At 44.8% G+C, this 25,917-nt stretch carries 21 protein-coding genes and 1 tRNA gene; 11 read left to right on the top strand and 11 right to left on the bottom strand.

Annotated elements, in window-relative coordinates:
- Positions 1 to 113 precede the first annotated feature (113 nt).
- Entirely contained in the window at positions 114 to 938 is an 825-nt protein-coding gene (gene galU / locus ACRRSX_RS08390) for a UTP--glucose-1-phosphate uridylyltransferase GalU (protein WP_432453660.1), read from the top strand.
- Positions 939 to 968: 30 nt separating this feature from the next.
- On the opposite strand, the gene ACRRSX_RS08385 is transcribed toward galU, so the two are convergent.
- Positions 969 to 1,448, bottom strand: coding sequence for a GNAT family N-acetyltransferase (locus tag ACRRSX_RS08385; protein WP_432453661.1), 480 nt, complete (start codon positions 1,446 to 1,448; stop codon positions 969 to 971).
- A gap of 267 nt (positions 1,449 to 1,715) precedes the next feature.
- On the opposite strand from ACRRSX_RS08385, the gene rdgC reads away from it, so the two are divergent.
- The 6 genes from rdgC to ACRRSX_RS08355 all read left to right on the top strand — a co-directional run bounded on the left by rdgC (position 1,716) and on the right by ACRRSX_RS08355 (position 11,330).
- Positions 1,716 to 2,624, top strand: coding sequence for a recombination-associated protein RdgC (rdgC, locus tag ACRRSX_RS08380; RefSeq protein ID WP_432453662.1), 909 nt, complete (start codon positions 1,716 to 1,718; stop codon positions 2,622 to 2,624).
- 178 nt (positions 2,625 to 2,802) lie between these two features.
- Complete coding sequence (gene trhP, locus ACRRSX_RS08375) at positions 2,803 to 4,170, top strand: prephenate-dependent tRNA uridine(34) hydroxylase TrhP (RefSeq protein WP_432453663.1); 1,368 nt, start codon at positions 2,803 to 2,805, stop codon at positions 4,168 to 4,170.
- Positions 4,171 to 4,172: 2 nt separating this feature from the next.
- Positions 4,173 to 4,445, top strand: a complete 273-nt coding sequence (locus ACRRSX_RS08370) for a YfhL family 4Fe-4S dicluster ferredoxin (RefSeq protein WP_432453664.1) — start codon at positions 4,173 to 4,175, stop codon at positions 4,443 to 4,445.
- A gap of 414 nt (positions 4,446 to 4,859) precedes the next feature.
- On the top strand, positions 4,860 to 7,031 hold the full coding sequence (locus ACRRSX_RS08365) for a pectate lyase family protein (protein ID WP_432453665.1): 2,172 nt from the start codon (positions 4,860 to 4,862) through the stop codon (positions 7,029 to 7,031).
- Between the two features lie 586 nt (positions 7,032 to 7,617).
- Positions 7,618 to 9,819 carry a pectate lyase family protein gene (locus ACRRSX_RS08360; RefSeq protein ID WP_432453666.1) on the top strand — a complete coding sequence of 734 codons (2,202 nt, stop codon included), beginning with the start codon at positions 7,618 to 7,620 and terminating at the stop codon, positions 9,817 to 9,819.
- 320 nt (positions 9,820 to 10,139) lie between these two features.
- Positions 10,140 to 11,330: an NRAMP family divalent metal transporter gene (locus ACRRSX_RS08355; protein ID WP_432456191.1), complete on the top strand. Its 1,191-nt coding sequence runs from the start codon at positions 10,140 to 10,142 to the stop codon at positions 11,328 to 11,330.
- Between the two features lie 66 nt (positions 11,331 to 11,396).
- Here the strand turns inward: ACRRSX_RS08355 and ACRRSX_RS08350 are convergent, their stop codons facing one another.
- From ACRRSX_RS08350 to ACRRSX_RS08330, 5 genes are all read right to left on the bottom strand, one after another.
- Complete coding sequence (locus ACRRSX_RS08350; RefSeq protein WP_432453667.1) at positions 11,397 to 12,713, bottom strand: MFS transporter; 1,317 nt, start codon at positions 12,711 to 12,713, stop codon at positions 11,397 to 11,399.
- Positions 12,714 to 12,768: 55 nt separating this feature from the next.
- Positions 12,769 to 13,977, bottom strand: coding sequence for an L-rhamnonate dehydratase (gene rhmD / locus ACRRSX_RS08345; RefSeq protein ID WP_432453668.1), 1,209 nt, complete (start codon positions 13,975 to 13,977; stop codon positions 12,769 to 12,771).
- Between the two features lie 21 nt (positions 13,978 to 13,998).
- Entirely contained in the window at positions 13,999 to 14,904 is a 906-nt protein-coding gene (locus ACRRSX_RS08340; RefSeq protein ID WP_432453669.1) for a dihydrodipicolinate synthase family protein, read from the bottom strand.
- Entirely contained in the window at positions 14,904 to 15,677 is a 774-nt protein-coding gene (locus ACRRSX_RS08335; RefSeq protein WP_432453670.1) for an IclR family transcriptional regulator, read from the bottom strand. Before ACRRSX_RS08335 ends, ACRRSX_RS08340 begins: the two co-directional genes overlap by 1 nt.
- 448 nt (positions 15,678 to 16,125) lie before the next feature.
- A complete protein-coding gene (locus tag ACRRSX_RS08330; RefSeq protein ID WP_432453671.1) occupies positions 16,126 to 16,611 on the bottom strand; it encodes a GNAT family N-acetyltransferase in 486 nt (161 codons plus the stop codon).
- Between the two features lie 94 nt (positions 16,612 to 16,705).
- Here ACRRSX_RS08330 and ACRRSX_RS08325 point away from each other — a divergent pair, with 94 nt between their 5' ends.
- Complete coding sequence (locus tag ACRRSX_RS08325) at positions 16,706 to 17,629, top strand: LysR family transcriptional regulator (protein ID WP_432453672.1); 924 nt, start codon at positions 16,706 to 16,708, stop codon at positions 17,627 to 17,629.
- A gap of 60 nt (positions 17,630 to 17,689) precedes the next feature.
- Here the strand turns inward: ACRRSX_RS08325 and ACRRSX_RS08320 are convergent, their stop codons facing one another.
- Together ACRRSX_RS08320 and ACRRSX_RS08315 are read right to left on the bottom strand one after the other, a co-directional pair.
- Positions 17,690 to 17,995 (bottom strand): chaperone modulator CbpM, encoded by a 306-nt coding sequence (locus tag ACRRSX_RS08320; protein ID WP_432453673.1) that lies wholly within the window; start codon positions 17,993 to 17,995, stop codon positions 17,690 to 17,692.
- Between the two features lie 2 nt (positions 17,996 to 17,997).
- The gene (locus ACRRSX_RS08315; protein ID WP_432453674.1) at positions 17,998 to 18,942 is read right to left on the bottom strand and encodes a DnaJ C-terminal domain-containing protein; all 945 of its coding nucleotides are present in this window, start codon (positions 18,940 to 18,942) and stop codon (positions 17,998 to 18,000) included.
- Between the two features lie 612 nt (positions 18,943 to 19,554).
- On the opposite strand from ACRRSX_RS08315, the gene ACRRSX_RS08310 reads away from it, so the two are divergent.
- A complete protein-coding gene (locus ACRRSX_RS08310; protein WP_432453675.1) occupies positions 19,555 to 20,484 on the top strand; it encodes a substrate-binding periplasmic protein in 930 nt (309 codons plus the stop codon).
- 404 nt (positions 20,485 to 20,888) lie between these two features.
- On the opposite strand, the gene ACRRSX_RS08305 is transcribed toward ACRRSX_RS08310, so the two are convergent.
- A complete protein-coding gene (locus tag ACRRSX_RS08305; RefSeq protein ID WP_432453676.1) occupies positions 20,889 to 21,221 on the bottom strand; it encodes a DUF1840 domain-containing protein in 333 nt (110 codons plus the stop codon).
- Positions 21,222 to 21,506: 285 nt separating this feature from the next.
- Here ACRRSX_RS08305 and cyaB point away from each other — a divergent pair, with 285 nt between their 5' ends.
- The gene (gene cyaB / locus ACRRSX_RS08300) at positions 21,507 to 22,073 is read left to right on the top strand and encodes a class IV adenylate cyclase (protein ID WP_432453677.1); all 567 of its coding nucleotides are present in this window, start codon (positions 21,507 to 21,509) and stop codon (positions 22,071 to 22,073) included.
- 454 nt (positions 22,074 to 22,527) lie between these two features.
- On the opposite strand, the gene ushA is transcribed toward cyaB, so the two are convergent.
- Complete coding sequence (gene ushA, locus ACRRSX_RS08295) at positions 22,528 to 24,189, bottom strand: bifunctional UDP-sugar hydrolase/5'-nucleotidase UshA (RefSeq protein ID WP_432453678.1); 1,662 nt, start codon at positions 24,187 to 24,189, stop codon at positions 22,528 to 22,530.
- 217 nt (positions 24,190 to 24,406) lie between these two features.
- Between ushA and hutW the strand changes: the two genes are divergently transcribed.
- A complete protein-coding gene (gene hutW / locus ACRRSX_RS08290) occupies positions 24,407 to 25,765 on the top strand; it encodes a heme anaerobic degradation radical SAM methyltransferase ChuW/HutW (protein WP_432453679.1) in 1,359 nt (452 codons plus the stop codon).
- A gap of 49 nt (positions 25,766 to 25,814) precedes the next feature.
- On the opposite strand, the gene ACRRSX_RS08285 is transcribed toward hutW, so the two are convergent.
- A tRNA-Ser gene (locus tag ACRRSX_RS08285) sits at positions 25,815 to 25,905 on the bottom strand.
- Positions 25,906 to 25,917: the final 12 nt, after the last annotated feature.

Below are 25,917 nucleotides of genomic sequence, written 5' to 3'. Positions count from 1 at the left end.
CATGCGCAACGACACTGGCATCGCTCTTGCTGCGTTTACCTTAGATATTCAATAACACTAAGCTTAGGCTTGAAACGAGCCTCGTTGAAAGGATACAAGGAGTTGCTATGTCCATGATAAAGAAATGTCTATTTCCGGTAGCAGGCTATGGAACCCGCTTTTTACCGGCCACTAAATCAATGCCTAAAGAAATGCTTCCCATCGTTAACAAACCCCTGGTTCAATATGGCGTCGAAGAAGCCGTTGCTGCGGGTATGAGTGATATGGCATTTATCACAGGCCGAGGCAAGCGTGCCATCGCCGATCATTTCGACATCAGTTACGAGCTCGAAAATGAAATCGCCGGCACCAGTAAAGAAGCCTACCTCAAAGAAATTCGTCACCTAGTCGATAATGTTAATTGTACCTATACCCGCCAGAAAAAAATGATGGGCCTGGGACATGCCGTGTTATGTGGTGAGACTTTAATTGGTCAAGAACCTTTCGCCGTAGTGTTAGCCGATGATTTATGTTTTGGTGATGACGGTGGTGTTCTTGCGCAAATGGCAAAACTATATCAACAATTCCGCTGTTCGATTATCGCCGTTATGGAAGTACCAAAAGAAGAGGCCCATAAATATGGCGTGATCGAAGGCGAAGCCTTACGAGATGATTTATTTCGAGTGACGTCGATGGTCGAAAAACCACCATTGGGCGAGGAGCCATCCAATTTAGCGGTGATCGGTCGCTATATTCTCACCCCAGACATATTTCATTTATTACGCGATACCCCCGCCGGTAAAAATGGGGAAATTCAGTTAACCGACGCACTGTTAACTCAAGCCCAAAACGGCTGTGTCATGGCTTATAAATTTAAAGGTAAACGCTTTGATTGCGGCAGTGTCGAAGGTTTCGTTGACGCAACCAACTACTGCTTTGAAAATCTTTACGGCAAGTAAGTTCGGCAAAATGCGATCAAGCGCCAGGACTTAAGCCCTGGCGCTCATTTTAGGGTAAGCTCCAAATCCCATATGTACCAAGGGATAGCCAGTATAACGCTCGGACCGGTAACGCAATACTTGAAAACGATGCCGTAAATAGAACTGATAAGCCGCTACGTTGTCGACAAACAAATGTAACTGAAGATGCGAACGAAGACGTTTTGCCAACGCCAGTAACTGAGAGCCAATCCCTTTGCCCTGCCAATGCGGGCTGACAAACAAAGCAATCAACTGATGCTGTACCAAAACTAAAAAACCACACACCTGCTGAGACACTTCGGCCACCCACACTTCCGATTCGTATTGATACAAACGTTGTAAGGCCTCTTGCCGCTCCCACCAATATCTACTCGGCAAAAAGTCATGCGCTCGTAAACTTGCCGCCAGCCAAATATCACTAATCTCATCGCTGTCGGAGGTTTTGGCTTGGCGTAAGCTTAAAGTCGAAGCAAACTTGGAAAATGTCATTTAGGCATTCACAACTGAATAAGTGGATTTTGAGTATGGATAATCGTGCGCCATGCCGATGTGAGTCAGCTCCTATTTCATGTGCGAGATCTCGATTCAGATCACAAATCATTAACAAACTGTTCAAATCTGGATCCGCGACGACAACAAAATCAATCATTGCGTCTTGCAAGTCAAAGCTCAAACTAAAAAAACGAAAATGGCCACTGACAAGTGCGGTAGTTTTGTTAGAATAGCGCCCCTTATTTGACAAAGAGCCAATCCGTTATGTGGTTTAAAAATCTAATGTTGTTTCGAATCACCAAAGAACTGGAACTCGAACCAGAAAAGCTAGACGCTACCTTAGACGAGCTAAGCTTTAGCCCTTGCGGAAGCCAAGACCTAAGCAAGTTTGGTTGGGTAGCCCCCATGGGTAAATTCGGTCAAAGTTTGATTCATGTTGTCGGGAACGAATACTTGGTATGCGCCAAGAAAGAAGAAAAAATGCTCCCTGCTTCGGTGATCCGCGATACCTTACAAGATAAAATTGAACTTATTGAACAAGAGCAACAACGCCCGCTTAAAAAAGCCGAAAAAGATGCGTTGAAAGAAGAAATTATACTGAGCTTATTACCTCGAGCCTTTTCCAGAACCAATTTAACTTACGCTTGGATTAGTCCAGAAAACGACTTAATTGCGGTTGATGCGGGTAGCGTAAAGAAAGCCGAAGAAGTCGTCTCGCTATTGCGTAAATCCTTAGGCAGCTTACCTGTGACACCAATTAAGTTAGCAAACCAAGCCGATGTCACCATGACCGACTGGTTAAACGAAAAGCTGGTTCCGGCTAATTTTGAATTGGGCGAAGAAGCCGAGTTACGTAGCGCCCTAGAAGGTGGTGGTATTATTCGCTGTAAAGAACAAGACTTATTCAGTGACGAAATTAAAGTGCATTTAGATGCCGATAAATTTGTAACTAAACTAGAACTAACTTGGGCTGAATCAATACGTTTTATCCTCAGTGAAGATATGAGTATCAAAGGTGTGAAGTTCACCGATACCATCACCGAACAAAATGAAGACATCGACAAAAGCGATGTAGCGGCACGCTTCGATGCCGACTTTGCCCTGACCAGCGGCGAACTCAGTAAAATGATCCCTGATCTCATTGCAGCCCTAGGCGGCGAATTAACCAGCTAAGTCCTCATTTAAACTTACCTATTTCACCAACCATTAACATACTTTCAAGTAGTTACTTAATGGTTGGTGATTTTTCATACAAAGCCATTGCAAGCCCCTTTAGCAAAGCGTAAAATGCGCGCCCTTATTGTGCTGCTCGCAGCCATTCTCAATGATTCGACTCAGACCCGGAGCTTTGATGTTCAAACCAGAATTACTGTCACCTGCTGGCACCCTAAAAAATATGCGTTACGCTTTTGCCTACGGCGCTGATGCTGTTTATGCAGGCCAACCTCGTTACTCATTACGCGTACGTAATAACGAATTTAATCATGAGAACCTTGAACTGGCGATTAACGAAGCACACCAGCAAGCTAAAAAGCTCTATGTGGTAAGTAACATCGCGCCGCATAACGCCAAACTAAAAACCTATTTACGTGACATTGAACCCGTCATCGCGATGCAACCCGATGCTCTCATTATGTCGGATCCTGGTATGATCATGATGGTGCGAGAAGCTTTTCCTGAACAAACCATCCATCTCTCAGTTCAGGCGAATGCGATCAACTGGGCAACGGTGAAGTTCTGGCAACAGCAAGGGGTTGAACGAGTAATTTTGTCCCGCGAGCTATCCTTAGACGAAATCGAAGAAATTCGGATGAAAGTTCCAGAGATGGAATTAGAAGTTTTTGTCCATGGTGCCCTCTGCATGGCCTACTCTGGCCGCTGCTTGTTATCAGGCTACATTAACAAACGCGACCCCAATCAAGGAACGTGCACCAACTCCTGCCGTTGGAAATATAACGCTCACGAAGCCAAAGAAAACGAAGTGGGTGACATTATCGCCGCTCAGCCGCAAATCGTAGAGCCGACCTTAGGCGCAGGCGCACCCAGCGACCAAGTCTTCTTACTCCAAGAGCAAGGGCGCCCCAACGAGTATATGCCCGCCTTTGAAGACGAGCATGGCACTTACATTATGAACTCGAAAGATTTACGGGCGATTCAACACGTCGAACGTTTAACAAAAATGGGTGTGCACTCACTTAAAATTGAAGGCCGAACCAAATCTTTCTACTACTGTGCTCGCACCGCCCAAGTCTATCGTCAGGCGATCAATGATGCGGTGGCTGGTAAGCCATTCGACCCAAATTTAATGGGCACCTTAGAAAACTTAGCCCATCGTGGTTACACCGAAGGCTTCTTGCGTCGTCATACTCACGACGAGTATCAAAATTACGACTACGGTTATTCAATCAGTGATAGCCAACAATTTGTTGGCGAAGTGGCCGGACGCAATCCGAATGGTTTGGCCGAAGTCACCGTAAAAAATAAATTCATCTTAGGTGATACGCTCGAGTTGATGACCCCTCAAGGGAACCTGAGCTTCAAACTGGAGCATCTTGAAAATAAAAAAGGTGAGCTCATCGATGATGCAAAAGGCAGCGGACATACCGTGTTTTTGCCAGTTCCCGAAAATGTAGACTTAGCGCATGCATTGTTGATGCGCAATCTACAATCAGGGCAAAATACCCGTAACCCTCATCAAACAGCAAGCGCCAAAGGTTAAGCATGGCGCTACAAATTAGCAAAAAATGCATCAACTGTGACATGTGTGAGCCAGAATGCCCGAATCAGGCCATCTCCTACGATGGCAGGATGACAGTCATTGATCCTGCGCGTTGTACCGAATGCAAAGGCCACTATGAACAGCCAACTTGCATCGCTGTTTGTCCTATCGACTGCATCAGCGTTAACCCAGCTTATGTCGAAAGCGAAGAGCAGTTGTACGATAAATTTGTCGCCTTACATGGCGACTTGCTGATTGCCAAATCGGCAAGCTAAGCCTACCCAACTAACCATCAATCACTTAAAGTCAGCATATCAAATTGCTGACTTTATTCCTTATAAAAGCATATTTCTCCCTTCAATATACTGCGACTAAGTCCACACAACTAAACAATAGAAAGTGATCCACAACACCTATTTAATGTTTTTGTCAAAAACCTTATTGCTATTTTTGTCATCTTATCTAAATGTAATAACTGCTCACAAAAGAAACAAATATTTACTTTTAATAAACCAGTATTTTGATAATAAATAGTTATTACTAAAATATTATCAAAAAGCGTAATCATTTAGAAAATACAGATCGGAGGCATCATCGAACCATCATAAATAAATAGATATAACAAAAATACCCTATACAAAAATTGAACGAATCAATTGACTAAAACTACATGATAAAGGACTAAATCAATGATTAGTAAAACCAACGTAGGCACTCTCAAGCCCTTGGGATACTTACTGTTATCGGTGCTAACACTCAACTCAAATGCACTGCTAGCCGCAGATAATCTAAGTATCGGAGCCGGATCCGATGGTAGTAGCAAGGCCAGTGGCACCAGCTATGGAAATGTTCGAGACGGTGATCTAAGCAGTTATTGGGCACCCAACGGCAGTAGTGGCAGAATTTCAATCAAATGGAGTAGCGAAGTGAGTGTTGCCTCTGTCGCCATTGTTGAAGCCACAAGCTATCAGGGAAATATCGGTTCATGGCAGCTCGTCAATAATGATGACGGCACGGTACTGGCCACTGGTTCAGGTGCTGGAACCATAAATTTCAACGCGATAAGCACCAAAAAGCTTAACTTCGAAATCCTCAGCGCTTCCGGTTTAGCCACCGTGGCTGAATTTGAAACCTATAGTAGTAGCGGTAGCACAACACCGGAACAACCCTCTTTTGAATCATCATTATCAAGTTCGGTCAGCAACGACTCCGTATTACTCAATTGGAGTGTCAGCGGCATTGATCTTGCAAGTCAGCAAATTTATCGCGATACCGACGCCGATCCGTCTGGACGAGTGAGAATAGCCTCGGGAATAACCGCAAACACCTATACCGATAGCGGCCTAGCAAATGGAACTTACTACTACTGGATTAAATTCACCGACAGTGAAGGAAATAATTACAATACTGACGCCACTGCAGCGACCGTCAATGTATCGGATGACTCCGGCAATGTAGATCTTGATGCCGATTGTAATCAACTAGTCAACGACCCTTCAATCAACTGGTGGCAATCATCCTTACAAACAGAACAACAAATCGTCGAGTGTCTGGCTACATCGTTAGGTAAGCCTGTCGGCTTCGGTAGTCAAACCACCGGGGGCTACAACCCTGATGGCGGCAGTCACCTTGTTGTGATTACTAAAAACAGTAGTACTTCTGTTGAACAACAAATCCTCAACGCGATTAGTTCTCCTGCCTATAACTGGATAGTCTTCGATAAAGACGACTTCGCCACAGACACAACCGTTGCCATGTACCGCCTCGGTTGTAGCAATGGCGATGTACTCGATGCCTTAGATGGTGCCAGCGAAGCGGAATGTTTAAACCCACAACTTTGGTGTTCGAACCATGGTGTAGCAAGTGATGAGTGTGACGATACCTTCTTTAACGATAAGCTCAACGATAAGAGTCTAAATGCACTCAAAATTCCGATGATCGACTCCAATACCACCCTTGATGGACGCACCAGCAAAGTTACTTTTGAATTTAGTGGTTTCAAAATGGGTGCAGACAGCAGTGGTAGTAGCACCTATGTCACCGAAAATGTAATTGTCACCAACAACCGATTCATTGGTGTTGGCCACACCGAAGACCACAATCTTGATCCCGACATGCTGCGCTCTACAGGAGAGTCGCATAATATTTGGATCCACCAAAATACCTTCGAGCATACGGGTGACTCAGCCTTTGATGTGAAAGTGGGCGCTTACGATATTAGCGTATCCTTTAACAAATTGATCAATGTAAAACGTGCTGCCTTACATGGTTCTAGCGATAGCCGAACCGTGAACGACCAAATCACCACCACCATTCATAATAATTTGTTCATTACCACCGATGAGCATTTTGGTGACAGTGCCTACAATGGCCTGCGTCGAGTGCCACTAATGCGTCGAGGCCAATCACATATGTTTAACAACGTATTCTATGGCTATCGTAAAGACCTGCTGAGTGTACGCGTGGGTGGTCGAATTGCTTTTGAAGATAATATGTTCCTGAATAATATCAACAACAGCAAGGGTGATGACATGGATTACTGGCTTGAAACTTTATTACGTGACTATCGCGAAGGCGGCTTAGAGATCAGTGGAAGCTATGTTTGGTACGCCAATGCCAATTGCCAGCTTCAAGGCAATCCTGGCGATTTAAGTGCGTCTTATGGAACGACCCCAGATATGTTTTCCAGCTACGACAGCAGCAGTAAAAGCGTAATTAATAGTAATCGCTTCAGTGCTGGTGACGATTTGGCGCAATACAGTTTTGCCACAGCAGGTAAAGGCGGTTTAACACCCTATTTATCCCCTGCGGCTTTATCCACCCAACAAGTGATTGCGCAGGCCCCCTCTTCTTGCCAATAATGCTTCAATAAACTAAATACTGCCAGCTTCTAGCGAGGCTGGCTTTTTATCTTTCATACTAGTTCTTTCTCCGATAACCATCTGAAGCTATCGCGACAACCCATTCAAAGAGCTAGCAGTTATCATTTCACCGAGGCTTATCGCTTAATAAAGCGAGTCTCATCCACCCACTGCCACTAAAAATCGATCATATTTTGAATGAATTTATTGACGAAACAAATAATTAAAAATATCAAGTTGATAACCGCTCCTCAAAAATTCAATTCTGCACCCCAAAGACTCAATCATTAAAATTTCGCGAGTAATTTAGTGACTTACCGCAAATATTGAATATTTTCATCATGGCTATATTTAAGGCTTTGTCGTTATAATGATCACACGCTAATTTTTTTGAACCGATGTTTCTTTTAAATTCGCTCGTTATTTTATTTTTGATAAATTTAACTATTTAGTTATACATAAATTTAGATTGAACATTATGTGGTTCTTTAAACCTCAGTAAAATATCAACCAAAAACAGTACGGTTATTCACAATAAGTAATCGTTCTCGCAGATAAAGTGTTTTGATAAATAAGGACTAGTATCATGATAAGCAAGGGTAAAACACTAACAATGAAGCCACTGGGCTACTTGTTATTGTTAGCTGTCACCTCCTGCGGGGGTTCCTCTGACGGTGGCACACCAAACAGCACGCCAAGTGCAACCGCCACTGGTAGCAGCCTCGCCAATGGCACCAGCTACGACAACGTTATTGACAATGACCTTAGCAGCTATTGGGCTCCAGCTGGCGCAACTGGTTCTGTTTCTATTACCTGGCCAGCGCAACAAAACATTAGCTCAGTCACCATCACTGAAGCCGCTAATTATCAAGGTCACATCGGCGCGTGGCAATTAATCAATCAAGATAGCTCAAACACTACGGTGGGTGTGAATGCCAAGGCAAGCAGTGATTCGGTGATCATGTCGGGTTCTGGTGCGGGCACCATCAACATCAGTACCATCAAGACCAATAGCCTCACCTTCGAAATTCTCAGCTCGACAGGAGTTGCAACGGTTGCAGATTTCAAAGTTTCCAGCAGTGGCTCGACGCCCTCCTCCGAACCAACTCTCACTTTCAGTGGTAAAACGGCTGGTTCCTCAGTCACTTTAAACTGGACGGCTCGAAGTATTGAGGTTGCAAATCAGAAAGTTTACCGTGATACCGACGCCACCTTCGAGGGTAGCAACGCTATTCAATCCAACATCGATAACGTCAGTTACAGCGATAAAAATCTCGCCGACGGCAGCTACTACTACTGGTTAGGTGTCACTGATAAGGCAGGGACTGAGCACCTCAGTGCCGCGTATCACGCCACCATAGATTCAAGCACGATTAACGCTTGTCATGACTTAGTGACAAACGCTGATGTGAATTGGGACGAATCTTCATTAAGCGAACAAGAGAAGGTTGAGTGTTTATCCTCTAGCTTGGGTAAGCCGGTGGGTTACGGTAGCAAAGCCGTGGGCGGTTATGATGTAGGTGGTAATAGTAACTTGGTTGTCATCAAAAAGCCGACAGATGGCTCGCTGGTTGAACAACAAATACTCAATGCAATTAGCAGCGATGCCTACAACTGGATTGTATTTGATAAGGATGATTTTAAAGCCGATACCAACATTGCGATGTACCGTTTAGCCTGTGAGGAGCCTGCAGTGCTCAGCGCTCTGGACAATGCGAGCAAAGCCGAATGTTTAGACGCTGAATTATGGTGTACCAATCACGATGTTTCCAGCAGCGACTGTGATAATACCTTCTTCAACATCAAACTAAACGTTGATAACAGCAATGTGAAGAGTGCGCTGGCAGTTCCAATGATCCACTCTAATACTACCATCGATGGACGTGGCGCGAACGCCAACTTTAAGTACAGCGGTTTTGAAATTGGTAATGGCGACGATACTGCCTCCGAAAACGTAATCATTAGCAACATGCATTTTGTTGGCGGTGGCCACACCGAAGACCATGAAGCCGATCCGGATATGATCCGTTCAACTGGTCAATCGCACGATATTTGGCTGCATCAAAACACCTTTGACCACACTGGCGATTCCGCCTTCGATGTGAAGCAAGGTGCTTATAACATCACCGTTTCATTTAACAAATTGAAAAACGTGAAACGCGCGGCTTTACATGGTTCAAGTGATAGCCGTCCGGTGAATGCCAATATTCGAACCACAATTCACAATAACTTATTTGTAACCGATGATGCTTCTTACGCTGCTTCGGAGTTTAACACCGGACGTCGAGTACCGCTGTTACGCTGGGGTCAGTCACACATGTTTAACAACGTGTTTTATGGTTATCGAAAAGATGTATTGAGTGTTCGTAAAGCAGGTAGCATCTTATTTGAAAATAATATGTTCTTAAACAACACCAATAACGCGAAAAAAGATGATATTGACTATTGGATCAAAAGTATCATCGGCACAAAACTAGTCTACGACGATGGTTCTAGTCTTAAGGTCAGTGGCACCAAGGTTTACGAATCAAACGCAAATTGTCAGGCCCAGGGTTCTGGTAGCAGCCTCGATGGCTCATCCGTATTAATCGGTAACGTCCCTGATATGCTTGCCAGATATGATGCCGCGAGTCAAAGCACCATTAACGTAAACATGATGGCAACTAGCCAAGACCTGGCCGACTATGTTTATGCGACCGCTGGTAAAGGAGGTTTAAGCCCTTATGTTGCCAACGACGCTCTCAGCGCAGCTGAAATCATTAAATTAGCGCCAGATACTTGTCAATAAACGACCGCGTTTAAAGCGTCTGCTTGAATTAAAAACCAGCTTCTCATGAAGCTGGTTTTTTATTTTTTCGTACTGCATTTTTATCGATGATATATCTCGAAGGCCACCACCCAGCGGGAGGCAGTTAACATTTGCTAAAAACTAAGCTTTTTGTAAATGGAATATTTGCTTTACAATGTTCGAATAATTATTAAACACCCAAACATAAACACAACACTTAGCAACAGGACGCCCCAGTGGAACAGAGTATTCCCAACACAACAACTTCCCCCGTGCAATCTTTACAAAAAATCATTCAGCTACTTGGACCCGGGATCTTAATGGCTACCGCCGCCATTGGCGGCAGCCATTTAGTTGCCTCCACCCAGGCGGGCGCCAAATTTGGCTGGCAGTTGGCCTTGTTAATCTTTCTGGTGAACGTATTTAAATACCCTTTCTTCCGAGCGAGTGTCAGTTATACCATCAGTACTCAGCAAACCCTGCAACAGGGTTATATGAGCATGGGCAAAGGCTACCTGCTGACAGCCTTTTTACTCAATTGTATCGCCGCCGTGGTGAACTCGGCAGCCTTACTCATGTTTGCCGCTAGTCTATTAGGTTATTTTGTGCCGGTAGCCTTACCCATGCCGGTGTTATGTGCCATCATTTTAGCCGCAAGCTTAGTCATCTTAATTGCGGGTCACTTTTCGGCGCTGAACAACGTTGCCAAAATAATCATGGCGGCATTGGTGGTGGCAACGCTGAGTGCAACCGCCATGGCCTGGTATCAAGGGCCGGTCGCTCCGGCAGATTATCAGGCGCCCTCGCCTTGGAATATGGCCACCATTGGATTTTTAGTGGTCACTATGGGTTGGATGCCCGCCCCCATCGAAATTTCAGGCATTACCTCACTGTGGTTAAAGCAGCAGTGTCAAAATGAAAAAGTCACCGCCAAGTCAGCCTTATTTGACTTTAATCTCGGTTATATGACGACAATGTTATTGGCCTTAGTATTTTTAGCCTTAGGTGCATTAGTTCTCAATGGCAGCGGTGAAACCTTAGCTGCTGGAGGCATTGGTTTTTCTCACCAATTAGTGAGCTTGTATGCCAGTACCATTGGCGAGTGGTCACGCTACCTCATCGCAGTGATTGCTTTCTTGTGTATTTTTGGCTCGTCGATCACCGTATACGATGGCTATTCGCGAGCCCTCGCCGAAGGTTTTTCTTTATTGAAAGGCCAACCAGAGGCTTCCAATAGCCAATTTGTGCGCTGGTTGCTGGTGGTATCGGTGGTGAGCTTTGGGATTATATTATTTTTTAAATCTGCTTTATTAGCGATGTTAGGCTTTGCCATGACACTCGCCTTTATGACCACCCCCATGTTTGCTTGGCTCAACCACAAGTTAGTCAACACAGCGGCCATTAAAACGGAGCTGAAAGGTGGACTCGGATTACGGGTCGTCAGTTACCTTGGCCTGATTTATCTTTTCGGCTTCTTAGCCTTATTCATCATTTGGAAGTGGGTACTGTAGCGACTCGGAGCTGTCATATCCCAACTAAAATAAGGCGGCTTTAAAGCCGCCTTATTTACATGTTCATTATTTAGCGATCACCTCTTCGGCTATAGGCTGCTGTGAGCCTGCTTGTTGCGGACGTAAACTGTAAATCAAAATTGCGCCCAATATCGCTGTCACTCCCATCACTATCTGAGGGGCCATCGGGTTGCCAAATATTGGTTCCGCAAATTCGCGAACCGGAGCCCCCAAAGCGCCACCAAAGGCACCGAACATGTTCACAAAACCGATCCCTGCTGCTAAAGCACTACCGGAAAGTATCGCGCTTGGCATCGTCCAAAACATCGGCTGAACCGCAATAAAGCCGGAAGCTGCCAAAGACAAACAAAAGATAGAGGCAACCGGAGAAGCACTCAACACCGCAGAACCAATGACCCCAATCCCTGCAATTGTTAATACCAAGGCGGCATAATGCGCTTCAGCAAATCGCTTCGCCGCATAACGAGGAATATAATAAGTTGCAAAACCTGCAACCACCCAAGGAATAGCTGCAACAAGGGTTGAAATAAAAGTAACATTAACGCTGCTAATCAACTTGGCAACGGTTGAAGGCAAATAAAATGCTAAACCATAAACCGACAGTTGGATCACCCCGTAAGCGATGGCGAGCGCCCACACCCGGGGAATTTTAATCGCATCAGAAATCCTCGATGCCACCGATTTTTGCTCTTCTTGACTCAGCTCGCGCATCAGGGCTTTTCTTTCACCATCATTTAAAAAGCGGGCGTGTTTAGGTTCACTATCTAAATAAAAGTAAACAAATACGCCGACTGCAGCAGCTAACAAACCTTCCACTAAGAACATCCAAAACCAACCAGGATGGCCTAACCAACCGTGTAAACCTTCGAGTAAGGCCCCAGAAAAAGGGGTACCCAGAGCCAAGGCAATACAGGGACCCACGTAAAACATACCAATAATGGTGCCGCGATTTTTTTGCGGGAACCATAAAGAGGTTAAGTAAATCATTCCTGGGAAGAATCCAGCCTCTGTAGCCCCTAGCAAGAAACGAGTGGTCACAAATTTAGTTTCGGTATCGGCAATCGCTAACGAACATGAAACCAAGCCCCATAGGATGGTGGTAAAGGCGATCCAACGTTTGGCACCGACTTTCTTCATTAACAAATTACATGGAGCCCCCAAGAAGGCGTAAGCTAAGAAGAAAATTGATGCCCCCGAGGCAAATGCGGCGCTACCAATTCCGGTATCAGCCATATACTGAACCTTCGCGACGCCGATGTTTGCTCGATCGAGAAAAGCTAAAATGTAGAGTAATAACATCAATGGAACGAGACGGACCATTGATTTATGGACAGCAGAATCTAACAATGATGAATTGTTCATAACAAGACCTTTTATTACTAGAGCGAACGCAGCGCGCCTGCTCTAGTCCTAATAATTAATGAGTATAAGGGCGAGTAAGACCGTCGCGATTTAGCTCAACACCAAATCCCGGCTTATCCAGTTGGTCTTTGTGAATGCGACCTCGCTCGGGAACCGGCTCATTAATCAAAATAGGGTCAAATTGTGGACGAGTATGATCCGCTTTGGGCGCGGTCATCAAAAACTCACTGAAAGGTGAGTTAGTAAAAGTAATCACCGCGTGATGAGAATAGACGGACGAGCCGTGCGGCACCACTAACTGGCCCCGAGATTTAGCCACTGCCGCAATTTCTACGAGCGTGGTTAATCCGCCACACCAGCCAACATCTGGTTGCATAATGTTGACCCCGGTTTCAGATAACTCTTGAAATGACTCAAGGGTGCCATGGTGCTCTCCAGTCGTGACCATCATACCTGGTGGGGCTTTTGCTACTAGCTCACGATAAGCTTGATGTTGATTGGCGGGAAAACACTCTTCGATCCATTTCAAATTAACACCTGCTTGATGCATCGCCCAAGCGGTTTTAATTGCATAATTAGCATCCATACTCATCCAACAATCGGCCATTAACCAAAAGTCATCGCCGCAAAGATCTCGCATGTCTTTAAACTGCTTCACGGTTTCACGGATCCCAGCATCACCTTCATGCGGACCAAAATGCGTGGGCATTTTGCCACCAATAAAGCCCATCTCTTTAGCGAGATCGGGTCGTGCCCCGGTGGCATAAAACTGCAATTCATCCCGCACAGCCCCACCAAGTAATTTAAATACCGGAAGCTGGGTGACTTTGCCAAATAGATCCCAAAGCGCCAAATCAACACAGCTAATGACATTCATGACCAGACCTGCGCCACCGTTATAGTACATTGACGCGCGGATCATCTGGTCGTGGATTAATTTTATGTCAGAGACACACTTGCCTTCGACAAAACGATTTAAGTGCTTCTCAACAATAAAACAACCGGGCTCACCAGCGGTCGAAACTGCAAATCCTGTGGCGCCATCGTCAGCTTCTACTTCAACGATCAGGGTACCAAGCACATTAATCCCAAAAGACTGTCGAGACTGTTCATATTCTTTATAACGACTCATCGGGGTACAGATCTTGTCATCAATCCAATGCCCACCTTGTTGGTCATGATAGTCTGCACCACCATTGCCTTTTTTACCTGTCGCCCCGCCTATGTAATAGGCACGAATTTCTTTTATTTTAGGTAACGTCATTTTGTTATATACTCCCGATCGTTAATTGACCGTTAATTCGACTAGTGTGTTAATTAATATTGCCAAGCTCTGAACCTTGGCAGTCGTGTAGCTCGAGTCTGATTCGGTATGGGTTAATGGGGATTGACCCATATCGAATCCTCGAGCTTCCATTGCAATTCGGTAGCCAAACGGAAAACGAATTGAGGACATCGCCATCATCGCTTCCATCGCTGCGAATTGAAGCTTTTTAGCCGCATAAAACTGACCGGCTTCAAATAAAGCGTTAATTTTCACCATCACTTCTGGCATCACCCCTGAAGTTGCGGTCATACAACCATCACCACCAAGCATCAACGAGCCATATAAGAACTCTTCGCGGCCAGTCATCACCCTAAATTCAGGATCAACCGCTTTACATAAGCTCAGCATTTTCATGAAATTAACTGAACAACCGCCAGAATCTTTAATTCCAACAACATTGGCTAAACGGGCTAGTTTTGCCGCCGTTTCGGCATTAATCGGATCCGCCATAAAAGGGATGTTATAAAGACAGATGGGGAGGTCTGTCGAGGCTGCAACTTTGCTTACAAAACTAATAATCGCGGCTTCATCGCAGGGATAAAAAGCCGGTGGCATTAACACCAATCCGGTGGCACCTTGTGACTTTGCAAAAGCCGCCAATTGAATACTCTCATCTGCGTTATTTGAAGGAATACCACTCCAAACTGGAACCCGCTCTTTCGCTTCGGCACAAACTGCTTCAATCACCGCACATTTTTGAGAAAAACTCATAATGCCAGCCTCTCCCACAGAAGAGATTGGGAAAATTCCGAGCAAACCTTGCTTAATTTGAAAATCGACAATTCGCCTGATTTCGGCCAAATTGGGGGACTGATCTTTCCATGGCGTTAATAAGGCACATAATACTTTTGGGGGTCTATTCATTAATTTACTTCTCCATTAAAACCTAGCTCTCTAGATATTGCGGTTGCTGTGTTTCGTACTTCTGAGGCGGCGTCTTCAAAGGTAAAATTATCACCAATGTGCATCACCGTACCCACCAAAGAAATCGCTGCAATAACGGCACCATGCTTATCGAAAATCGGTGCACTCACGCAGCGAATATTGGCGGCATCTTCTTCATCATCTTTCGCCCACCCAAGGCTTCGTATTCGCGTAAGCTCTTGCTCAAGCTCGGCCCGTGAACCAATGCTATTGGGGAGATGATCGACAAAACTGATTGATTTGATAATCTGTTGCTGCTTTGCTTTATCTAAATAGGCTAAAAGGCATTTGCCTAAAGACGAACGATAAATACAAAGTTGTTTGCCTTCCCAGGTTTTCACCTGGATGTGCGATAGGCTATCCACCCGAACTAAATAGATAGGCGTGTCATTGTCTAAAATCCCCAAATGACAAAGCATTTCAGTTTTGCTGGCAAGGGCTTCCAAATGCTGATAGGCAACGTCTCTTAAATCTTGATGTGCAGAAACGGCCCCACCCCATTCGAGTAACTTCAAACCCAGCACATATTGGCCGGTTCTATCTTGATCGACAATCCGCTCACGCTTGAGTTGATTTAATAAGTTATACACCGAACTTTTCGGTAGGCCGAGGATGCGAATGATTTGATTGGCACTGAGATTTCCATGAGCGACCAATACGTCAATAATTCTGATTGTTCGACTCAAAGCCGGTATGTTAAGTTCTTTTTCCAAAATGCTGGAACCCTGTTTTGAATACTGGAAACAAGGTAGCACGAACTCATCGGTACTCAATCATTTGATGGAGAATTTATGAGCAAACTCACAGATATAGAGACTAGAAAATAACGAGAGAGTTTCCAAACAAGCGCAAACGGCTCAAAACAAAAAAGCCAGCTAGATATATTGCTGGCTTTGTTATAAAAACGGGCAGTTGCCCAACACTTCGCTGTTACGGTACTTTTCAACGCCTGAATAGAGAGCCAAACAAATTCACGGTGCTTGCCGCGTTCAATTCACAATCAGTCTTCCAACATTGAACAAAGGAGCCTGAAGATTCGGCGCAAGGTGTTTCGCTGCAATGGTGAGCTCCCAACGAACACCATGGCTCCGATTTATTCACCAAAGCTCAGCATACTCACCGCCGTTCAAAGCGGCAACTTTAAGCAAAAAAAAGCAACAACTAGCCTTCAATACTAGCAAAAAGCTTTAGATTTTTACCCGATAAGCGATAAGCAATCCATTCATCTTGTGGCTGAGCGCCAATACTATGATAAAAATCAATAGCGCTTTGATTCCAATCTAATACCGACCATTCAAAACGGCCACAGTCTTTCGCCACCGCAAGCCGAGCTAAATACGCCATTAAAGCCTTACCCGCCCCTTGACCGCGTTGATCTTGAGACACATAAAGATCTTCCAAATAAAGGCCATATTGACCCAGCCAAGTAGAGTAGTTAAAGAAATACACCGCAAAACCAATCGCCACACCATCCTGTTCGCAGATGAGCGCATGGGCATGGATCTCTGAACCAAATAAACGTTGTTCTATTTGTGCAACACTATTCACTACCGCTTTCGGCTCCTTTTCATAATTTGCGAGTTGCTGAATAAAATTTAAAATCGTCGCAGCATCGACTTTTTCTGCGGGTCTAATATTTAAGGGCATTTGCTTATCCTGTTGACTCAAAGTAGGGAGAGTGTAAGCTCTATAGCTTCATGAATACAGTGCATTATATGCAGGCGACAAATGAAGAGTGTGCATGGACAAATTTCCTAATATTGATCTCAATCTACTGAAGCTATTTGCCAGTTTATATCAAACAGGTTCTGTAACCGTCACCGCCGAAACACTTAAGCTGAGTCAATCTGCCTGTAGTCATGCGCTCACTCGCCTACGAGAACGACTAGGCGATGAGCTGTTCGTTCGTATCGAAAACCGAATGCTACCCACAGCCTATGCCCAACGTTTGGCTGAACATGTGATGCCAGCACTCACCATGCTCAATCAGGGTTTTGAGTTATCTCAAGCCTTTTCGCCGACGCAAAACCACAACTTTAAAATCGCCACTACCGACTATAGCTCTTGGTGTATGCAAGCGTTTACCGCTCACTTAAGCCAAGGGTTTAAAGCAATTAATATTGAGTTTCTACAATTAGAACAACGCCTACCAGAAGCAGCGCTTAAATCGGGAGAGCTCGACTTGGCCTGTGGTTTCAGCCATCAGCCAGAGAGTAGCGAAAGTTTAATGCGCTTAACTTGGCTTGAAGACCACTATGTTAATGCTCGTTGTGCGCAGCGAGGAACCCCAGGCCCACTCAACTTACAACAATTTTTAGAACATAAACATATTCTAGTCACACCTTGGAACGAATCCCGCGGCATCGTAGATATTAGCTTGGCCAAAATAAGAAAAAAGAGACAGATTGCGATTAAAACTGCCAGTGTATTAGCGGCTCCCTATTTTGTGCAAAATACCGACTATTTACTTACCCTCCCCCATCGCTATGCTCAACAGATGCAACAACAACTTCGTTTAAGCATAAGTCCCTTGCCCTTTAAACTTCCTAACTACCAACTAAATTTATATTGGCATAAAACCCGCTATCAGGATCCGAAGCTCATCTGGTTTATCGAACAGTTTCAACAATTCATCGAACAAACAGATACACTGCCACACCAATAAAGGACAGTGCTGAGCTTCACCTAACTGACAAATCATGAACCAATCACCACCAGAGACTAGCTAGCCGCCGATAAAGCGCTGAAGCTGTCTCTGGTAAGCTTGATTTTGCTTCAACAAATTTTCATTTTGTTGCAACAAGTTAACCACCATGGCGACCGCCACCCAATCTATTTCTAAGTCTTGATGAAGCCGCACCGCTTTTTTGATCCAATGAAGACTCGTAGTATCGAATATCCAGCGCTCTATCCCTTCCCCCTTTAGTGGCTGAACAATGCCGTATTCCACCACATTAATCAGCACATCACGCTCTATTCCTGCAAGTTGGCAGAGTTCATTGAAAGATATATTGACGAAAGCTTCACTCATGCTCATTCCCTCCACGCTGCTCTGGGATTAAAGTGACTACTAGAGGCCAGCGCCTGCCATAACGCTTGCTGCTGTGGCGTCGCTTTATTCGGTATCGCAATGCTGACCACCGCAAATAAGTCGCCAGTGACATTTTTACTTCTTAAGCCTTTACCCTTCACTCGCAATTTGCGCCCTGCTTGAGTATTCGCAGGGATCGATAAACTGATTTTCCCTTCAAGGGTGGGCAGTGTCACCTTGGTGCCTAAAGCGGCCTCCCATGGGGACAAGGGCAATGAGATATACAAATGATGTCCCTGCACATCAAACAGCGGATGCGGTACTAAACGAACATGCAAATAGAGATCGCCCGCAAAGCCACCACTGGAACTGGGGTGCCCCTGGCCTGGCACTCGGATCCGTTCACCATCGCAACTTCCCATCGGCACTTTAATCTTCAATTGCTTGGTGACATGCTCAAGCCGCCCGTTACGAAACACCGGCAGCTGATACTCGATGGTTTTATGCGTTTGTTGAATGGTTTCTTCTAAAAATAGCGGCAGTTCAATCTCGATATCCTGACCGCGTTGCGGCGCAGCTGAAGCCCGCTGCCGAAATGTAGCCCGATGCTGACCAAAAATTGAATTAAAAAACTCAGAAAAATCACCTTCGAATTGCTCGCTATCAGGCTCTTCAGCGTAACTGGTACTTCGCCACCCCGGTGGTGGGCGAAAGCCGTGACTTGACTGCTGTCTATATTGGCGAAGTTGATCATATTCAGCACGTCGTTTGGGATGTTTTAAAACTTTATACGCCTCAGCCAGTTCTTTAAACTTTGCTTCAGCTCGAGCATCAGAATTCATATCAGGATGGTATTTCAGCGCGAGCTTACGATAGGCCGCTTTGATCTCTTTGCTTCCCGCATCAGGCTTCACGCCAAGGATGTTGTAGTAATCTTTAAATTCCATACGCCGATCCTTCATTTCAAGGCCTCATTCAAGGCCTAGCAGAGTTTAGAGAGTTCCAGATCAGCGCTTTTTCTCATGGGCGTAATAAGCACACCAAGAAGCAGGCAAAATCGAAGCCTCATGGATTCACTCTTCCTCGATCTAAGTGTAGGAGTTTCGTTCAAAAATGAGGTGTTAATCCAACCAAGAGGTACACACAATACGTCGATTGAGAATAAATTCTGGCGAAACAATTTTCAGTCATAAAATCAGGTCACAACACCACAAAAAATCGCTTTGCTTGAATCAGGATAGTTAACTTCGAAAACGCAAAAACCCACTGCTTTTAATCAATATTAGTCACGATTTAAGAGCCATCAAGCTATCTCAGACTAAGCCAAGAGGTCCCTTATGCCACGAGTTGATATTGGGTGAATACCAGATTCCCCACTATACTATGAGAACTTGATGTGGTTTTTCGGAGCAAAATTTAAGTCTGAAGCAAACATGAATGGTCCACAAAATGCGGCTAAATTTTCATAGTGAAACCGTATCCAAATGTTTTTATACGAGCGGAGCGTATCTTGAACAACTCAAGGCATAAGAACTTATTTTTGAAAGGCTGACATATAGATGAAACCAGTAAAACTTTTTGCCCGGTATCCAAATAAATCTACTGTAGATGCCCAGTCTCAAAAAATGAGCCACGATGAACAATCCCCAAAGACTAGCGAAATGTTGAATAGGCTGAACAAACACTTTGCTCTGAAATTGAAATCATTAACAAATATTTTTCAAAAAAAAATATATAAGCGGATATGTTATTTAGCCATTTCCATTTTAATACTGACAATATCTAATCAAAAAGTCGCTGCTGAAACTATTGTGCTGGCCGCAGCAGCTGACAGTATTCCCACTTCATACCTAGAAAATGGTAAACAAACGGGCATTTTAATTGATGTTATAAATGAAGCATTTAATCGCGCTGGGTATACCGTTGAAATTCAACTCATGCCTTGGGCCCGATGTTTAAAATCCGTCAAATCTGGTGATGTAGATGGTATATTCTCAGCATATTTAACCGATGAACGACAAGAGTTTATGAGCTATACCAGTGAAGTCCTGATCACTCAGGTACAAGCTTTTTTTGTTTCGAGTAATTCTACAGTTACCTATGACGGTGACCTCACAAAATTGGTTGATAAATCGATTGGCGTGATTAATCACACCAGCTATGGGCCAAAACTTGATGCTGCATTGGCTGAAGGACTATTCTCAAAAATAGATGTAGCTCAAAACTCTAAAAGTAATGTTCGAAAACTTTTAGCTGGCCGAGTAGATTTGATCCCTTCCTATCGGCATGTTGTGTTAAGCACCGCTAAATCGCTGGGAGAAATCAATAAAATAAGGCAATTATCCCCGAATCTGGAGGCGGTTCCAAGTTACCTCGCATTCACAAGAAAACGCGACTTCACACAACTCATTGCAGATTACAACAAAGCTCTTGCATCGATGAAGGAAGACGGTACTTATGATATGATTTTTAACAAGTATCTTCAGTGATCCTTCGTTTAGCCGCGCCATCAACGCGCGCGAAAAACCGAAAAACATACTCTCAACTAACCTTAAGCAGGCTTACTTCGCTGATTTCGTAAATGACTTAACAGCAATGAAATAACAATGTTCTTACTGAAGTTCTGAATCAACAATCACCAACAAAACAGTTTCATTCAAATATGAATATCTCAAATTCATATTCCACCAACGCCTGTTTAACAAAAACGTACACCGACTCAAGGTTGAAGCCGCCAAATCGTACTTAGAAACTAACATGAGTGGACACTATAACTGAGGCTAATGCTGTTACTAACAAGGCGACTTAGTATGTTTGACAGATACTTATTACATGATTATTGTCACCCTAAAAACCTTACGCAAAGCAATCAGACAAAAAGCCTTAGCCATCCTTATGGATGTTGATTACCAATCGCCTCCCACATCACGTTACATTCTTCTTTAGCAGCTGCGGTCAATAACTCAATTAAGGGAAATGCTCGATGCCCCAAACTCACTGGCGCTTCAATCAAATCGTCGGCTTCATCTTTGATATCGCCAAGTTCCGGCGCTTTTTCCGCTAGGTCTATCGCAGCTTTTAACTGAGCAAGTGCGGTTGCCACATCTGCAGCCAAAATTGCTCCGGGCACGTTGTCACTTTGGCCCATCATCTTCAACATCTGTAGGCCCACATCACCAAACATCGTAATATCCGCATAGGCTTTACAGCTAAATGTAATCAACATATTATAACTCTACTGTTTTAATTGTTATTAATAATACCACGTTTAGAACTCATCTCTCATCGCATGTGGCATCACACTGAATACAATAAACTACTTCGACCCACCATAGCATATTGCGATACCACATAATTAATGAAATGTCACATCGCACCATTGAATCAACGAGCTAGCCAGCTCGTCGCAAGCTTCGCACCCACACGCTTTGGTTCAAGAGTTTTTGTCTACTTTAGCGCTACAGTCATGCTAATATTCAGTCCTTCCCGATAAAATAAGAAAGCAAAATAAATGAGTTCAGAGCATTTCAAGGGGCAATATGAAGTCGAACTAAAATTTAAATTGCCGTCAAAATCTGATTTTTTGCAAACCTTAGCTAAGATACCTCATAAGGTAATGCTTCTAGATAACGTCGAATCGGATTGCTACTTCGATACATCCACTCAACAACTTCAAGCGCAAAATAAGAGTGTTTGTATCCGTGAGATGGAACCGTCGGGAATAAAATTATGGATAGTCAAAGGTCCAGAGTTTGATCGCTGTGAAGCGACGAATATCATCAATGCAAACTCAGCAAAAAGTATGTTGCAAACTATGGGCTATCAGGTCGCTTTACAAGCAAAAAAAATCCGTAGTATTTACTTCATCGGTCAGTACCATGTAACACTAGATTATCTCGAAGGAATTGGACACTTTGCTGAATTTGCGATTATGACCGATGAGCAGTCAATGCTAGCAAACTATAAAGTTGAACTCGAAAGCTTAGCCAGTCAATTTGGTTTAAGCACTCCAGACCTAGAGACAAAATCTTATCGTGAGTTATTCATCGAACAAGCGACACAATCCTCTCACTGCTGATATGAGTTGTTTCTCCCCAACCGCCTAGATGTGACGCCATAAGAAAGCTAAGCCGAAAATTCATAAAACCAATCAGTCGATGTAATCCAAATTTTTGAGAACTTAGCCAAGTGATATCCCTTCGTCTATACGCTTAAAGCCGCGTGAGATAACAAAGCTATGTATGATGCAATTCAACCAACCACTAAATGGGTTTAACGGCTACCCAACTTGCTAGCAAAACAGCAATCGGGTTTATACCAAGATAAGTAATGGTATGAGTTAATCCTGAAGTCGGCGGTGGTTCAAGCCTAACAACAGACCTAGAAAAATACTGATCAGTCCCAATGAATACGCAAGTATTAAGCACTATACTCCGACGATTATAAGGCTCGAGACCAAATTTTCGAGGCAACCATCAAGCAAGGAGCCAACTCCAGAATCAGTTATGTAGCTTGATTGATGAAACGTTTAATTAGCGATAAGTGATCTCTCCTTGAGCCGCGAAATCTGCCGCATTCAGCGGGCTATGCTGTTGCATAAAGGCTTTTAGCACTTCAGCATCCACGAAGCCAGTATCAACAAAACCCCGATGTTCGGTAATCTTAGGGTAACCATCGCCGCCTGCTGCATTGAAGTTTGGTACAGTAAAGCGGTAGGTTTGAGCGCTGTCCAGCGGCTGACCAGCAATCACCACATCGCTCACCTTGCCGTTACTCACGGTCATCTCAATCCCAGCAAATTGCGCATAGGCCCCGGTATCCACCGGCATGGTCGCCACGACCGACAAATACTCGAGCACTTCAGCACCGCTCATGTCCACATAGGTAATGGTATTGGAGAAGGGTTGTACCGTAAGAACATCTTTATAGCTCACATCACCGGGCTCAATCGAAGCACGCACTCCGCCAGAGTTCATCACCGCAAAGTCAGCATTCACCCGCTGCATATGCGCCGTTGCGATCATTCGACCGAGGTTGGTTTGAGCAAACCTCACCTTATTTCTATCCCCTTCCAGACGTCCCTTGAGCTGCGCAATATTCACCCCAAGTTGCGCCTGCCCCTGTTGCTGATAAGGACTCAACAAAGCTAAAGCTTGCGGATCGGCGGCAATTTCGTCGGCGACCAATACCCGCAGCTTTTTACCGTCAAGCAGTACTTTTTTCTTCAAATTTACTGGAATAAGGCGATAACTATCGAGGCTAAACTCACCATTTTTAAACGTATAATCGGCGCGTCCCAAATACTTCCCCCATTCGTGGGCTTGCACGATCCAGGTGCCATTTTGTTGGTCGGGTTGACACTCCGCGCCAGGCTTAAAATGAACATCGTAACGGTTTGGCTGCTCCATACACACTGGCTCTTGAGAGTGGCCACCAACGATTAAGTCTAACTCACCTGGTTTTAATGAACGCGCCAGACTCACATCACCCGGCGCATTAACCCCATGTTGCGCATTGGCGTAGTGCCCCATGTGGGTCACCGCAAATACTAAATCCGGTTGCTCTTGTTGATGCAGTTCTGCCAGTACCTTCTTCGCCTCGACTTTGGGATCCCGAAACTCGATATCAGCCACCGTATCGGGATGCACCAATTTATAGGTATCTTCCGTCGTAAAACCGATCACCGCCACTTTAACGCCCTGCAGGTCGAAAATTGTATAGGCCTGAAATTTACGCTGACCGGTGGATCGTTGATAAATATTGGCCGATAAGAAGGGAAATCCCGCCCACTCCTGCTGCTGCGCCAGCACCGCCAAGCTGTTATCAAACTCATGATTGCCTAAAGCCATCGCATCATAACCGAGTAACTTCATCCCCTTAAAGTCAGGCTCGGCATCCAGTAAATCTGACTCCGGAACACCAGTATTAATGTCCCCGCCAGACAACAGTAATACACTGCCCCCTGCAGCCGCGACCTCTTTACGGATCCCATCGATGAGGGTTTTACGCGCCGCCAATCCGTATTCGCCGTATTTATTCTGCCAAAAACGGCCATGATGATCGTTGGTATGTAACACGGTGATTTTATAGCTATGATCAGGCTGCCAACTATGACTGGGCTGGGTGCTGCAGCCCACTAACACACTCATGAGTAGCACAAAGGGTAATATTGCAAAACGATAACAGCGCTTCATCTTCATTCCTTGATGATCAGTTAATGAAGAATAATAATAGTTCAGTTACTTTCAACAAGAACAGAGTCTTACAAAGAAAATTCAAGTTATATTGGCAATTTTCTCAGATATCAGCCAAAGATGTTGTTCAACATTTAGCAGCGTAGACTTGGTCTAGATCAATGAAATGCAAATGATAATAATTTACATTTGCAATAAATACTTTGTGAAGCCAATCATGACTCAAGTAAATTCTCTGTCTTTGTCGTCCTTACCCGAAGCACTCACCGGCCAGGCAAGCCCTTCGCCTTTACAGTTTGCCTTCGCTAAAAAAACCACCGCCCATGCACAGCAAAATACCGGCGCACAGCTGTCAGGAGATACCGCATTCAACAAGCTCTTTGCACAACTTTCAGCTTCGCCAACCTCACAGCAAAAGCGTGCGATTTATATTCATATCCCCTTTTGTCGCGTGCGCTGTAGTTTCTGCAGCTTTTTTCAATATGCCAGTAGCCCGCAAATGATGGACCAATATTTCGCAGTTTTAGAACAGGAGCTCAAGGCCAAAGCAGCTTATCCCTGGAGCAAGGCTCAGCCCTTCGACGCAGTCTACGTGGGCGGCGGCACCCCCACCGATTTAAACTCAGCCCAACTGAAGCAACTTGGTCAGCTGATCCAACATTACTTTCCTTTAAGTAGTGACTGCGAAATCACCTTAGAGGGTCGACTCAATCGATTTGACGATGACAAGTTTTCCGCCGCGCTCGCGGGCGGATTTAATCGCTTCTCTTTTGGAGTGCAAAGCTTTAACAGCCAGGTTCGTCGCAGCGCCAAACGGCTCGACCAACGTGAGACCATTCTCCAACGGCTGCAACAATTAAGCGCTTCACAACAAGCGACTATTGCCATCGACTTACTCTATGGTCTGCCCCATCAGACGACTGAAAACTGGCAGCAGGATCTACAAGATGTGCTGAGCAGCGGTGTCCATGGTGTCGATCTCTATCAACTGCTCACATTTGGCGGTACCGCATTACAACGAAATTCGGAGAAGGAGGGAGTTGCCCAACCTTTAAGCACCAGCGAAAAAGCACTGATGTACCGCCAAGGGCATCAGTTTTTCACCAAGCAGGGTTTAAAGCAGCTGAGTTATTGTCATTGGGCAAGCGATCCCCGAGAGCAAAGCCATTACAATAGCCTGGTCAAGCAGGGGGTCGATATTTTGCCCATTGGCGCCGGGGCTGGCGGAAAAATCAATGGCTTTAGCATGATGCAGTTTCGCGATATCGATACCTGGAGAAATGCAGTGCAAGAAAACAGCTGGGCTTTTCAAACCTTAACCCCACCGAGCCAAGATGCCACGCTACAAGCTGCCATTGTCAGCGGCTGTGACCAAGGAGAGCTAAGCGCGGCTAAACTTCCTCAAGGCGCGCAGGTGTTTCGCCATTGTCAAACGCTGTTTGATGCTTGGCAAAAAAACGGCCTGGTCACACAGCACGGCCAACAGCTTAACTTAAGTTTAGCGGGACAGTTTTGGTCGGTAAATCTAGCAAATGCCCTGAAAAACTACCTGCGTCTTTATCCGCTCGCACAATAAGTGCCGAGCAGAAACGAAAAAAGCCATGCTTTAGCATGGCTTTTAAAAATGGCGGAGGAGGAGAGATTTGAACTCTCGAAGGGCTATTAACCCTTGCCGGTTTTCAAGACCGGTGCATTCGACCACTCTGCCACCCCTCCGCAGGGGTGTTG

The sequence above is a fragment of the Agarivorans sp. QJM3NY_30 genome (assembly GCF_050870855.2).
In the GTDB taxonomy this organism is placed as follows: domain Bacteria; phylum Pseudomonadota; class Gammaproteobacteria; order Enterobacterales; family Celerinatantimonadaceae; genus Agarivorans.
Note: the sequence above shows the minus strand (reverse complement) of the source record. Positions and strands in the feature narration are given on the sequence as shown.